This window comes from Cytobacillus eiseniae (assembly GCF_017874625.1).
In the GTDB taxonomy this organism is placed as follows: Bacteria; Bacillota; Bacilli; order Bacillales; family Cytobacillaceae; genus Cytobacillus; species Cytobacillus eiseniae.
Map to the genome: position 1 here is coordinate 40,683 of NZ_JAGIKZ010000009.1, position 14,034 is coordinate 54,716.

9 protein-coding genes and 1 other annotated feature are annotated in these 14,034 nt (G+C 37.1%); of the genes, 3 read left to right on the forward strand and 6 right to left on the reverse strand.

Annotated elements, in window-relative coordinates:
• Window positions 1–37: 37 nt before the first annotated feature.
• Complete coding sequence (ezrA, locus tag J2Z40_RS09750) at window positions 38–1,726, reverse strand: septation ring formation regulator EzrA (RefSeq protein ID WP_066396808.1); 1,689 nt, start codon at window positions 1,724–1,726, stop codon at window positions 38–40.
• 761 nt (window positions 1,727–2,487) lie between these two features.
• The gene (gene refZ / locus J2Z40_RS09755; protein ID WP_066396810.1) at window positions 2,488–3,120 is read right to left on the reverse strand and encodes a forespore capture DNA-binding protein RefZ; all 633 of its coding nucleotides are present in this window, start codon (window positions 3,118–3,120) and stop codon (window positions 2,488–2,490) included.
• 135 nt (window positions 3,121–3,255) lie between these two features.
• Between refZ and J2Z40_RS09760 the strand changes: the two genes are divergently transcribed.
• Window positions 3,256–3,735, forward strand: a complete 480-nt coding sequence (locus tag J2Z40_RS09760) for a GAF domain-containing protein (protein WP_066399467.1) — start codon at window positions 3,256–3,258, stop codon at window positions 3,733–3,735.
• A 242-nt stretch (window positions 3,736–3,977) separates the two neighbouring features.
• Here J2Z40_RS09760 and megL read toward each other — a convergent pair whose 3' ends face one another.
• The 3 genes from megL to J2Z40_RS09775 form a co-directional block, all read right to left on the reverse strand.
• A complete protein-coding gene (gene megL, locus J2Z40_RS09765; RefSeq protein WP_066396813.1) occupies window positions 3,978–5,168 on the reverse strand; it encodes a methionine gamma-lyase in 1,191 nt (396 codons plus the stop codon).
• Between the two features lie 375 nt (window positions 5,169–5,543).
• Window positions 5,544–7,397 (reverse strand): sensor domain-containing diguanylate cyclase, encoded by a 1,854-nt coding sequence (locus J2Z40_RS09770; protein ID WP_066396816.1) that lies wholly within the window; start codon window positions 7,395–7,397, stop codon window positions 5,544–5,546.
• Between the two features lie 74 nt (window positions 7,398–7,471).
• Window positions 7,472–8,062, reverse strand: coding sequence for a hypothetical protein (locus J2Z40_RS09775; RefSeq protein ID WP_066396821.1), 591 nt, complete (start codon window positions 8,060–8,062; stop codon window positions 7,472–7,474).
• A 332-nt stretch (window positions 8,063–8,394) separates the two neighbouring features.
• Between J2Z40_RS09775 and rpsD the strand changes: the two genes are divergently transcribed.
• Window positions 8,395–8,997, forward strand: coding sequence for a 30S ribosomal protein S4 (gene rpsD, locus J2Z40_RS09780; RefSeq protein WP_066396823.1), 603 nt, complete (start codon window positions 8,395–8,397; stop codon window positions 8,995–8,997).
• Window positions 8,998–9,329: 332 nt separating this feature from the next.
• Here rpsD and tyrS read toward each other — a convergent pair whose 3' ends face one another.
• Window positions 9,330–10,586, reverse strand: coding sequence for a tyrosine--tRNA ligase (tyrS, locus tag J2Z40_RS09785; RefSeq protein ID WP_066396826.1), 1,257 nt, complete (start codon window positions 10,584–10,586; stop codon window positions 9,330–9,332).
• An 86-nt stretch (window positions 10,587–10,672) separates the two neighbouring features.
• Window positions 10,673–10,900, reverse strand: a binding site (T-box leader).
• A 191-nt stretch (window positions 10,901–11,091) separates the two neighbouring features.
• Here tyrS and J2Z40_RS09790 point away from each other — a divergent pair.
• Entirely contained in the window at window positions 11,092–14,001 is a 2,910-nt protein-coding gene (locus J2Z40_RS09790) for a transglycosylase domain-containing protein (protein WP_066396829.1), read from the forward strand.
• Window positions 14,002–14,034 lie beyond the last annotated feature (33 nt).

Here is a 14,034-nt window from a genome sequence, read left to right on the forward strand (position 1 = left end):
CAAGTGGTTTTTCCTCACCTTTTTCTATTCGAAATTACTATTGTCTCTTTATGAAATCTTCAATTTTATTAATTGCACCAGGATCGACTTCTTCAATTGATGTGGCAGCCTGTTCTAATGCAGTCTTATAATCATAGCCTCTAAATGCTGTTTCTGCTTTAAGGAGGCCTTTCTCTACGGATGGATATCTGCTTCTATATCTATTTCCGTATTGAATAACTCTCTCTACTAAGATTATTGTTTCAATCATATCTTCTGTCGTATTAACAAGCTTATCGACTGTTAACACAGAAACTTCTAAGTATTGCTGGATGTATTGTATGTTTAAAGGCTGTTCTTCTAGTTTTGCCACGACATTTTCAATACTTTCCTTCGCATCTTGGATTAAATATTTATAATCCTCCGGTAGTCCAGGGACATTGCTTTTAGAAATAAGTCTTGTCGTTTCAGCCAATCTTTTTCTAAGCTCTTTCACTTTTTCTCTTGCTGTCATTTCATCTTTTCTAAGCATTTGAAGTTTTTCTGCCAGCAGCGTATGTTCATCCTCAATACTTTCGAGCTGCTCTTTTATACCTACAAGTTCTTCTTTTAGGAGAGAATAAGCGATATTTTGACTATTAATTTTATGCTCAAGCACTTCAAATCGGCTAAATAGCTGAGTCAATTTTTTATCTAGCTTAGGCTGTACATCCATATCGTGTTCTGATACATGATAACTTTGCTGAACAATTTCAAGCTCATCCCTAATCTGCTTATTAATTTCTCTATTAGTAAACAAAATATTTCTAATTGAATCATCTTGTTTTATGATATAATGCTTTGCATTTACCTCTTCTTCAAGAAGATCATACAATAATTCAATACTATCTTTTATTTCAGTTATTCCCTTTTGAACCTCTGTAATTTCCGTTTGTTCAACTAGAATTGTAAATTTAGTTACCTCTTCCTCTAGTCTAGCTGTTTCTTTTTCAAACTGGATATGATCAAGAATGAATCCTTGCTCCTGCATATCTTTATAACCATCTTTTAATTCCTTGATTTGAACTGGAATTTTCGAAAGGCATTCAACCATTAACGAAGGGATCATTTCCATTTTTTCTGTTATTAACTCAATTTCACCCTTCATGATTAAAATTATTTCCCTTGCTTCTAAGTAATTCCCACTGTTTGTTTTTTCATTAAAATCATCTACTTTTGCAAATGTTAGATCCAATTGCTCTTCAAGTAAATCTGCTGCCTTGCCGTATGTATGCCGATGAGCTAGCAATGTTTTTTTATTCTCACGAAAAAGATCCTTTAACTCTTCAACCTCCGTACGATTTTTCTCTTCGCTACCGACAAGATCATTCAGTTCATTTAATAACTTTTTGATCTTATCCTCAATTTCAGTTAAATATGTTCCTATATCTTGCTGAACTTTCTTCGCCTTATTAAAAAGGTATTTATCAATAAATTCCTCAGCATCGAATAAGCGTTCTTCAACATTTGGTAATTGTGCCGTAACAATATCATCCCACTCTGAACGCCAACGTTCGAATAATTCCTCTGTTTGTCCAGTCATATTCAATTGCTTTACTTTTGACATTTCATCAAGAACAGGGCGATTCACAATATCCATCTTCCATGCTTCTAGCCGATCCACTTCTTTATAATATTTTTTCTTTAATATAAATCCTGTTAAAAATAAGCCGATAAGAATGACGATAATGCCAATAATCCATTCCACTTTATAAAGCCCCCTGTTCTGTTCCGAGCCGATATATGATCATCTATATTTATTCATTTAAAATCATGTTCAGTTCAATGTTTTTATGATACCATGTAAACGACATTTTTTGACTATTTATTTCATTTTTTTATCTAAATTATTGTGAAAAAATAATTAGTTTTTTATATTTTATCTCTATTTTGCACAATTTTACAAATATTTTAATGTTTTTATTTAAACTTTTACTGTTTTTGCTACTAAGACGAGTAAGTAGTGGCTGTTTCCGCTCCAAACAACCTTTAACTTATACAATTATAACATTCTTTTTAAAAGGGGTTTATTTTGCTATTAAAAGATGGCATATTCATAGTTTAAGAGCCAATTAAGAAGATGAGGGAAAGTAGACTTTCATTAGGATTTAGGGAGTTTTCCATTACAGAGGATAGACAATCGCTATATGTATTCATTAATGCTATTAGGACAGCATATTAAAGCATTCAGAAATGAAATCATCTTTAGATGAAGGAACAAGGATAAAAGGGAACATCTGCTGGAGGAATCAAAAGTAATTCTGGATTGGGTAATTATATTGAAGAATAGGAAATTGATTACATGGAAAAAAAATATATATAATCCCCTCGCTAGAATAGGCTGCTAGTGAAGCTGGATCTATGAGAATCCCAATTAATTAAGGTTCTAATGCACAACAAATAAACGAACTCAGTCAAGCCCTCACAAACTTTTGAAAAGGATTTGAATAATGCCGACTCCCTCCAATCTTAATTTACTGCTAAATAGGCTGGTTCGTATTCATTTCGACAGAGCACACCATCAATCCACCTATCCACTTCTTTTAAATATTTTTCAGCAAAATATCGTTCATTTGGATGGACATGCAACACTTCGCTCATATAATGGCTATTTAAAAAAGGCATATTCAATAGCCCTTTAAGCTGTAGAGTCATATAATCTGGAGTAACATGTCTGAACTCCTTTGTTTGCATTCCTCGTTCAAAGACACGATTTAAATAAAACCTTTCTTTCATTAAATAAGTAGACATGATCTCACGTACGACCTGTGAGTCAATCGTTATTTCACGTAAAATCATTCTAGTTAAATGGATATTTTCGTATTGAAAAAACAAAATATTTCTTGCAATTGTTTTCAAACAAATAGTAGCACCTTGTTCAATTCGTTCATACCCTTCCTCGATTTCTGCGACATATCTTTCAAAGAATATCGTCAAGCAGTACTCCAGTAATCCATGCTTATTATTAAAGTAATAAGCAATATTTGCTGGATTGACTTTTGCCTTACTCGCAATATCTCTAACTGAAGTGCCATGGAAACCATTTGTATTAAATAAGCTTATTGATGCAGCTATGATCGCCTCTTTTGTATTCTTTCCCATGCAGATCACTCCTTTTACTATTAAGATTCTTGTTTAGTTCTCCTTCTCCTTTATATAATTCTCGACAAAGTATCACCTATTTCTTCTATTTTTGCTATAATTGAAAGAAAAATTGAAGAGGCAGGTTGATATATGATGTTTAACGTCGAATCTTACCGAGGAACCCGTGAAGAAAACTATACTTTAGTCATTAAGCAGCTTGCAGCATTGCTAGATGGAGAGCCAAACCGTATTGCGAATTTAAGCAACGCATCTGCTCTATTGAATCAATTTCTTGATCGCATTAACTGGGTTGGCTTTTATATTCTCGAAGATAGCGAACTTGTTCTTGGACCTTTCCAAGGGCTGCCTGCCTGCGTTCGTATTCCAATGGGCAGAGGGGTTTGTGGTACTTCAGCAAAGCAAATGGAAACTTTACGCGTGGAGGATGTGAACCTGTTCCCTGGACATATTGCCTGTGATGCGGCATCGCAATCCGAAATCGTTATTCCTTTAGTGAAGGATGGCAAACTAATAGGGGTACTAGATATTGACTCACCAGAAAAAAATCGTTTTGATGAGCTGGATCAATCAAAATTAGAAGAATTTGTTGAAGTTCTTGTGAAAAATTTATAAGGAACAAATGCGCAAGCGCCTTGATCAGCCTCAGGCATAGCACAAGACGAGCCTCACAGTAAGGTGTCCTTTACCTTTCTTTAGAGGATTGGCTTGTGACCTCGAGGGAGTAGGCGCTGGAGCTGGACGCCGAATATGTTGCAAAGTTATCCACAATAATTAAATTTTATTGTTTCCTTAAACAGCCAGAAAAAGAAGAGCAAGCGAATCATTCATTAGTCGCTTGCTCTTCTTTCTATTGATTATATTTTACTCAACGCTTGTTCCAAATCATTGCGAATATCTTCCCATGATTCTAAACCTACAGATAACCTTAGCAATGTATCATCAATCCCCATCTTTTCACGAGATTCTTTTGGAACAACTGCATGAGTCATTGTTGCGGGATGCTGGATCAACGTCTCTGCATCACCTAGGCTAACTGCAATTTTTATAAGTTTTAATTCATTCATTAAGACTTGTGCAGTTTCTTTTTTCCCTTTTAGTGAGAAAGAAATTAATCCTCCTGGCTTTTTCATTTGTTTTTGAGCAATTGCATAATCAGCATTTCTTTCATCCCCAGGAAAATAGACCTTTTCTACCTTCGGATGCTCCAACAAAAAGCTTGCGATTCTTTCAGCATTTTCACAATGACGGTCCATTCTTACAGCTAATGATTTCAAGCCACGAAGCAGAAGCCACGCGTCGAATGGCGACATCACTCCACCAATATCCTTCTGTGTTGTCATCGCAATTTTCCCAAGGAAGTCTTTTTTACCAACAGCCATTCCTGCAATGACATCGCCATGTCCGCATATATATTTCGTCGCACTATGAATCACAACATCACAGCCAAGCATAATTGGCTGCTGCAAATATGGGGAACAGAACGTATTATCGACAACGACTGGGATTCCCTTTTCTTTTCCTACTTCCGCAACCATTTGTAAATCTACTAGTTTCATTGTTGGATTAATCGGTGATTCTACATATATACATACGGTTTCTGGTCGTATTGCCTGTAATAATTGCTCCTTTGTTTCCATTGCTGAGAAATCATGGCCAATCTTATATTTTTCCTGCATCATCTCTAATAATCCGAAAGTACAGCCATATACGCCTTGCGAGCATAAAATATGGTCTCCCGTTTTTGTTAATCCAAGCAAAATAGCTGAAACAGCCGCCATTCCTGATCCGAAGGCAAGTGCCGCCTCCCCGCCCTCTAGTGCAGCCATTCTTTCTTCTAGCATCGTAACTGTTGGGTTTCCTAACCTAGAATAAATGTATCCGTCTTCCTCGCCAGCAAAACGTCTCGCTCCTTGTTCAGCTGTTTCAAATGTGAAGGTAGATGTTTGAAAAATAGGCGGTGCTAAACTTCCACCATATTTATCTGATTCATACCCTTCATGGATTAGTTTTGTTTCAAATTGAGTTGTTGGATGTTTCTCGTTCATTTTTTCTCTCCTCTCTAAAATGCAAACGCTTTCAAATAATTTTCAAAAAAGTAATCCTTATATACAGGATATGACATTTCGGAAAATTTTGAAAGTACTTTACTTTAAACAATTATCCAAAAATAACTTAAAGAACAAATGCGCAGGTTCCTAAGTTCTCGCCGTACAAAGTGGATAACTGTCCCTTTCGATAAAGGAAACACGGTGAGCGTGAGCTAACCGCGTTTGACGCAATCGTTGGGGAGCAGTACTGAAGTTTGATAGGCGATAGGTGCCGGAGCTGGACGTAGACTAAACTACTCATAAAGTTATACACAATGCGCGATTTTATAGTTTCCTAAACAAAAAAACCTGCCTCTAAAAAATGGCAGGTTTCTATTTATATTGACTATTATTTTCCTTTACAACAACCTGATTTTTCCCAGATTGCTTTGCGGTATACAGCGCATGGTCTGCTCGCTTAAATAGGGCTGCATACGATTCTTGAATTCCTCTATCCCAGTGTGAAATTCCGCATGAAATCGTTACTTGTGGCTCCGTACATTCTGAAACTCGCTTAACAAGTCTCTCTGCAATGATAAGTCCAGCATTTAAAGATACCCCTGGCAAATAAATAGCCAGTTCTTCCCCGCCCCATCTAGCGCCAATATCTGTCCCCCGTATGCTTGACTTAATTAGGTTAGCTACTTGGACAATGACATCGTCTCCTACTTGGTGACCAAATGTATCATTTATTCGTTTAAAATTATCAATGTCCACCATCATGAACGTACCTTCATGATCTTCGTTCATTGATTGATGAATTTTATCATCTAAATAACTGCGAGAATGCAACTTTGTTAAATGATCTGTGACAACCATTCTCTCTAGTTCTTCTCTTAGCATTGAATTCGTGAAAGCAAGTGTGGAGTGATGAACTAATGACTGCAGCAGCTTAAATGTCTCAAAGGAAAAGTGGTATGGCAATGAATGCATAACGACGGCAATTCCCTTAAGCACGCCTGATTGTATCATTGGAACAGCCATTATCGATTTGTACTGCATCACAAAAGGGTCATCTTGTTGATTGAAATCACCTATAAAAAGCGCTTCTTTCTCAATCTCTACTTTTCCTTTAATATGATTGATGTAGCTTTCTGCCTCTTTCTGAAGGAAGAAACCTGTGCTTCCTTTCAAAATCTTACTTTCCTTAAAATCTTCCGAAAAAAGAATAAATCCAACTTCTTCAGCATCAAACGATCGAATGATTTGTTCGGTTATAAATGACATTGTTTCGGTTAGTCTTAAATTTGAGTTTAATCGATGAGAAGTTTCATTAATTAATTGAAGATCTTTAATTAAACGCTTGGATTGCTGGTAAAGCTGGGCATTTTCAATCGCTGTTCCAGCTGTATTCGCTAGAAGAGTGATAAATTCAACTTCTCTATTTGGAAACAAAAGTGTATTTGGTGCAATAACCTGTAATACCCCATACACCCCTTGCTTCCCTTTCAATGGTGTGTATAAAATGGACCTTTTTTCCTGAAGTGAGTCTTCAAACTGACAATTACCTGTCACATATGCCTGCATGGCTGCCGTATTTTCACTATCATATTCCAAATCCTTGATCGGCAAATCGCCGTGATGATGATTGTCATGTGATAGGAGCAAATAATAGGTAAAGGATGGATATACTTCCTGTAATGTAAAGATTATTTCACCAAGTACATCGTTCATATTCATTGAGGAATGAAACTTATCTGTGACCCGATAAAGCTGTTTATAACGCCTCTTATCTGAAATCGTTTTCATTAGTTGTCTATACTTTTCAAGGAATTTGAGAGATACTTCACTTAATTTTTCAAGTACACAATCTGAAAGTTCATTGAAAGAATCATCATTTCCTTTTAATGCGATCCATCCTGTTATTTTATCATCGGTTTTCAGTAACAATAATAAATCATACTCTTCCAAACCAACGATTGGTTGTCTATACACTATTTTTTGGTGACTGAGTTCAGCCATTATAATATGATGATTACTAGGCACCTTATCTTCTAGTCCAAATAACTGCGGATGCCAGCTATTATTGCTGAAGTAGGCAGCATCTGCTGCACATGTAACTTTTTTTATAATCTCGAGCATCGCCTTGATTATTTCTTCATAATTTAATAAGCTATCTTCGATTTGTATAAGATCAAAAAAATAACTTTTTAAATTTATTATCATTTGCCGCTCATCTTGATTCATTTTTATCATCACCTATTAGTAATACTGACATTTATTATATATGTATATTTCTGAAGGTTCGCACTAGTATTTGTCTATTTTGTATCAACCACAGCGATTTTTACGCCTTTTTCCATCGTAATAAGCCATAAAGACTGATCTTTAGCTAACATATGTAATTCCGTGGGACTTTCCTCTTCATCCATAGAAATAAATGGCTGACTATCGATTTGTATCGTTGAATTCTTATCATTATAGTGAAATGAGACTTCAAATGGTGATTTTGAACTCATTTGTGCAATATCCCTTGTTTTTGTGATTAAATTTTGCGTGTAGAACTGCCAATCGCCTTTCACATTCAGCCATATGCCTTTCCCAGATAGATCTGGTTTCATTTGCTCCGGTGCTGCCTGCAATTCAATTGCTTGGATTGTTTTAAATTGATATCGATTGGATTGCTCAATTTCATATATCGCTAAAACATGTTGATCATTCTTATACTCATATAAAGCAACAATTGGATTCTCATCCACACTCTCGCTTTGTTGAAGAACGACAACTTGAGGCAGGAATTCTTCATCTAAAGGCGTTAGATTCGCACGGTATAGAAAGGCACAAACAGTTATAAACATAAAAAAACCGATTAATATCAATCGGACACGTTTCTCTTTTGACGACTCTTTCATTTGAATCACTCTTTATTTAGTTTATTTCTAAATATATTATACCACATTTAAGAATAGTGGATAGTTAAAAAGTTGGATACTGCAAGAAAAATCATAAGTATTCATTGACTTATTATACGCAAAAATTATATAATAACATTTGTGTAAAATATTGCAGCCTATGTGAGCGCCTTGATGTTCTCATTTTGTTCCTCAATCGGTCTTCCGAGGATGGGGTACTGCGTAACCTCTTGCTGCTGAGGCGAAGGTACATGAAAACAAAATGGACATGAATGTTGCGTGCATCTGTTTTTATTTTACCAAAATAAAAACATTTAAAGGAGGAGTCATTTATGGCTCGTTATACTGGCCCAAGCTGGAAATTATCTCGTCGTCTTGGTGTTTCACTAAGCGGTACTGGTAAAGAATTAGAAAAGCGTCCTTACGCTCCTGGACAACATGGTCCAAACCAACGTAAAAAATTATCTGAGTACGGATTACAATTACAAGAGAAGCAAAAGCTTCGTCATATGTATGGTGTAAATGAGCGCCAATTCCGTAACTTATACGATAAAGCTGGCAAAATGGCTGGTAAACACGGTGAAAACTTCATGATTCTTCTTGAATCACGTCTTGATAACGTTGTTTATCGTCTAGGTCTTGCTCGTACTCGTCGTCAAGCTCGTCAAATTGTTAACCACGGACACATCATGGTTGATGGACGTCGTGTTGATATCCCATCATACCGCGTAGCTCCAGGTCAAACAATTACACTTCGTGAAAAGTCACGTAACCTTGACATCGTTAAAGAAGCAATCGAAGTAAACAACTTCGTTCCTGACTTCGTAACTTTCGATGCAGACAAATTAGAAGGAACTTTCACTCGCTTACCTGAGCGTTCTGAGCTTCCTGCTGAAATTAACGAATCATTAATCGTAGAATTCTACTCTCGTTAATAGCAATAATAAAAACCCTAGAAACCTAATGGTGCTAGGGTTTTTTATTTATTTTCGGGAATTTAACGGACACCTATTCCGCTATTTATATAATCCCCACTGAATTTACAACGTTAGCGGACACCAGTTCCGTAATTTGATCATAATCAGCTGAAATTCGCTCTCTTTAACACTAATAGCGGAACCAGAGTCCAGAAGTCTAAGAAACGAATACGATTTTAAAAAATAGCGGAACAACAGTCCGCAATATTTTACATTGGACTTCAAATTCAGATGTTCCCCTTGCAGAACTAAGATTCATAAAAAAATAAAGCCCATAAAGGGCTTTATTTTTAATACTTAATTAAGAAATACTTCTTCTTCCCGCGGCGAATGACAGTAAATTGCCCTTCAATCCGATCCTTTTCAGAAAGAACATATTCAAGCTCCGTTACACGTTCGCCATTTATATAAACGGCGCCATTGCTAACATCTTCACGTGCCTGACGTTTTGATGATGAAATTTTCGCCTCAACAAGTACATCAACGATATTGATCTCTTCTCCTGTTGAATGCTCGTATGATGGAACATCTTTAAATCCTTGCTTAATTTCTGCTGCAGAAAGATTACTAATCTCGCCGCTGAAAAGAGCCTCAGAAATTTTTATCGCTTGATTTAATGCATCTTCCCCATGAATCATACGAGTCATTTCCTCAGCAAGTGCTTTTTGGGCTTTACGTAGATGTGCTTCTTCTTGAACAGATTGCTCAAGTGCTTCAATTTCTTCTCTAGAAAGGAATGTGAAGTATTTCAAGTATTTAATGACATCTGCATCTGCCGCATTAATCCAGAATTGGTAGAACTCGTATGGAGTTGTTTTCTCTGGATCTAACCATACTGCTCCGCCTTCTGTCTTGCCAAACTTCGTTCCATCTGCTTTTGTCACAAGCGGGATGGTCATGCCGTAAGCTTTTGCACCGTCTCCAACCATTTTGCGGATTAGCTCAAGACCAGTCGTAATATTTCCCCATTGGTCACTGCCGCCAATTTGTAATTTACATTGGTGATTTTCGTATAAATGCTTGAAATCCATTCCTTGCATGATCGTGTAAGTAAATTCAGTAAAGGAAATACCTGTTTCTAATCGTGAAGCAATTGTATCCTTTGCTAGCATATAGTTCACACCAACATGTTTTCCGAAATCTCTTAAAAAGGCAATTAGGCTTAATTGTGAAGTCCAATCATAGTTATTCACCATCACTGCACCATTTTCACCTTCGAAATCAAAAATTGTATGCAATTGTTTCGTCAGGCACTCCACATTATGTTGTACCGTTTCAATCGTTTGCAGTGTTCGTTCTTCAGTAGCTTTCGGGTCACCAATTAGTCCCGTTGCTCCTCCCACAAGAACAATTGGGCGATGCCCATGATTTTGAAATCGTCTTAGCGTTAGAAATGGCAGCAAATGCCCGATATGCATGCTATCACCTGTCGGGTCCATCCCACAGTATAAGGAAATCTTCTCCTTTTCAAGTGTCTCTTTTAAACCTGCTTCATCTGTTTGCTGGTAAAGAATGCCTCTCCATTGTAAATCTTCAAGTAAGCTCATTACATATACCTCCTCTTATTTTTCCACTTACATTCCCTAACGCAATCATCCATTAGATGACCAAAACAAAAACGCCCCTGCATAATTGCAGGGACGCATATTTTTTTTTTGCGCGGTACCACCCAAATTGAGGAAAAAACTCCTCCACTCATTACATGATAACGGATTACCGTTCACCGCTACTATTGCTAATGCAAATTGACAGTGAAAGCTCAGGGAGGTAATTCATCCTTTTACATGTACCGGCTTGCAGCAACCGCCGGCTTTCTGAAACAGAGGCAAAAGCATTACTAAGATCCCATCAAAGCTCATATTTATATTAGGTTATACACTTTTTTATCATACTAATGAATGAATGTCAAATAAAAAAAGCAATCATTTAATGAAACAATTGTAAGGAAACAATCGACAAACTAATGGAGGGAAAATCTGAAAAAAGGAAAACCTTCTCATTACACCATGCAAGTTTATGCTATAATGTATGTGATTTTAGGAGGATGATTAAATGAAAGAAAACCAAAACTTAATAGATAAATTAAAGTCGTCATTACGCCTTTTTACGAATAAAAAAACAAAGAAGGGCGCAAGCATCACTCTACAAGTGACATGGAATTTAGCACTACTTTTCATTATCTTAATTGTCCTTGGCGGTTCATTTGCAGGTGGTGTTGGTGCTGGATATTTTGCTTCACTTGTTAAGGAAGAAAAAATACGACCCTATGAAAGCATGAAAAAGGACATTTATAATTACGAAGAGACCTCGGAATTATATTTTGCAGATAATGTCTATTTAGGAAAGCTTCGTACCGATCTCGAACGTGAAGAGGTCAAACTTGAAGATGTTTCCGACTATATTATTAATGCTGTAATCGCCACAGAGGATGAGTATTTTTATGAGCATGATGGTGTTGTCCCAAAAGCAATTATGCGTGCAATTTTCCAGGAAGTGACTAATTCCTCTGTTCAAACGGGTGGAAGTACGCTTACGCAGCAATTAATCAAAAATCAGCTGCTAACAAACGAAGTTTCTTTTGAAAGAAAAGCAAAAGAAATTTTATTAGCACTTCGTCTTGAAAAGTTCTTCGATAAAAAAGAAATATTAGAGGCGTACTTAAATGTCTCTACATTCGGAAGAAACTCTTCAGGAAGAAACATTGCTGGAGTCCAGGCAGCAGCTAAAGGAATATTTGGCGTAAGCGCAAAAGATTTGAATCTGCCACAAGCAGCCTTCATTGCTGGCCTTCCACAAAGTCCATTTGGCTATACCCCTTATACACAAAAGGGTGAATTAAAGTCTACTGAAGGAATTGAGCCTGGTTTATCGAGAATGCAAACGGTTCTAAAGCGGATGTTCGATGATGGCCGTATTGATCAAAAACAATATGATGAGGCAATTGCCTATGATATTACAAAGGATTTCATTCCTCGTGTCGAAAGCACAGTGGAAACTTATCCATACTTAACATTCGAAATTGAAAAACGTGCAGTTGAAGTAATGTCTTTACAATTAGCCAAAAATGATGGATATGATGAGCAAGATTTAAAAGATGATAATGAGCTTCAAAATGAATATACCATTCTAGCTGACCGTAATTTACGACAAAACGGCTATCAAATTCATACAACAATTAACAAAAATATCTATGATGCAATGCAGGATGCAAAAGATAGTTATGAATATTATGGTAGTGATAAAGTAGAAATGGTGGAGGATCCTGAAACAGGTGAAATGAAAGAAGTAATTGAGCCTGTACAGCTTGGGGCGATTCTAATTGAAAATAGCACAGGGAAAATCCTTTCTTTTGTCGGGGGAAGAGATTATGAAATTGAACAGCTAAACCATGCAACCTATGCCAAAAGACCGAATGGCTCTACGATGAAGCCTCTAGTCGTATATGCACCAGCTATGGAGCTTGGTGTTCTCGCACCTGGGTCAGTTATTCCTGATGTGCCTGTATACCTTAATCCAGCAAAACCTGATGTGCCCTATCCTACAAACTATGATAAGAGATACAGTGGACTCGTATCAGCACGACATGCATTAAAGATGTCCTACAATGTGCCGGCTATGCTTACGTATAAAATGATTATGAATGAGCGGCCAGCTCAATATTTAGAAAAAATGGGCTTTACATCGGTCATTGAAAGTGATTATGCAAATCCCTCGCTTTCACTTGGAGGAATCACGAACGGTGTAACAGTCGAAGAAAATGTAAACGCATTTGGAACATTTGCAAATGGCGGAAATTTCGTTGATAGCTATTTGATTGATAAAATTGTTGACAGTTCTGGAAATATTGTTTATCAGCATGAGTCAGTGCCTGTTGAGGTATTTAGCCCACAAACAGCCTTTCTGACCATTGATATGATGAGAGATGTTATAAATAGTGGAACAGGAAACTCCTTGAAAAGCCGATTAAAATTCAGCTCTGACTGGGCAGGAAAGACAGGAACAGGGCAGGATCTAAAGGATACTTGGTTTGTTGCTGTGAACCCAAATGTTAGCTTTGGCATCTGGACGGGATACGACACACCTAAACCACTAGAGCTTCGATATAAAGGCATTCATCATAGTCCACGTACAATTTTATTATGGGCACATTTAATGAATGCAGCATATGATGTCGCTCCTGAAGTCGTGGACCCTGAAGAGCAATTTAAAATGCCTGGTGGAATTGTCCGCAGATCCTACTGTGCAGCATCAGGACTTCTGCCTACTGAAGCTTGTTCAAATGCGGGGCTAGTTGAATCAGATTGGTTTAATGCAAAGTTCGTACCTACTGGTTCTGATAATAGCTTTGCAAACGGAAAATATGTTCAAATTGGCGATAATCGTTATCTTGCATTAGATAGCACTCCGGATGAATTCACGTCATCAGGTGTATTGCTAAGCCCAACTTTATTTGAAACAAAATATGGCATTCCGATCAAGGACCCAACTGCCTTAATCCCGAATCTAGAACGTTGGGGGAATTTACTTGTTGCTGAATCAAAGCTAGAGGAGAATGGCAAAACACCTGCGACAATTAGTATTAGTGGCAGCCATTCAACAATGACATGGGGCAAACATCCTGAAGGGGATGTAATTGGCTACCGCATTTATGAGAAAACAGAAAATGGGGCAAAGAAAATTGGCATTGTTTCTGCAGGAGGCACCTTATCTTATACTGTGCCAAATGGAGAATTTTATGTGACTGCTGTTGATATTGCGGGCAAGGAATCTGCTCCATCAAATATTTATAAAGTAGGAAGTCCACCTGAAAAAGAAGTAGAAGATAATGTTCCGCCAGAAACAGAAAAACCAAAGGATCCACCTGGAGATGGCGGAAATACAAACCCTGGAAATGAGAATAGCAATGGAAATGACCAAGGGAACGATACAGAACAACCGCCTGCTGATGGCAATAATGACTAACTGCCCTATCATGTATCATGAACAAAAGCACTG

Bases quoted from the DNA above. Each gene is read 5' to 3' on its own strand.
- refZ (WP_066396810.1), bottom strand. From the start codon at position 3,120: ATGGGAAAGAATACAAAAGAGGCGATCATAGCTGCATCAATAAGCTTA.
- J2Z40_RS09760 (WP_066399467.1), top strand. From the start codon at position 3,256: ATGTTTAACGTCGAATCTTACCGAGGAACCCGTGAAGAAAACTATACT.
- megL (WP_066396813.1), bottom strand. From the start codon at position 5,168: ATGAACGAGAAACATCCAACAACTCAATTTGAAACAAAACTAATCCAT.
- J2Z40_RS09770 (WP_066396816.1), bottom strand. From the start codon at position 7,397: ATGAATCAAGATGAGCGGCAAATGATAATAAATTTAAAAAGTTATTTT.
- J2Z40_RS09775 (WP_066396821.1), bottom strand. From the start codon at position 8,062: ATGAAAGAGTCGTCAAAAGAGAAACGTGTCCGATTGATATTAATCGGT.
- rpsD (WP_066396823.1), top strand. From the start codon at position 8,395: ATGGCTCGTTATACTGGCCCAAGCTGGAAATTATCTCGTCGTCTTGGT.
- tyrS (WP_066396826.1), bottom strand. From the start codon at position 10,586: ATGAGCTTACTTGAAGATTTACAATGGAGAGGCATTCTTTACCAGCAA.
- J2Z40_RS09790 (WP_066396829.1), top strand. From the start codon at position 11,092: ATGAAAGAAAACCAAAACTTAATAGATAAATTAAAGTCGTCATTACGC.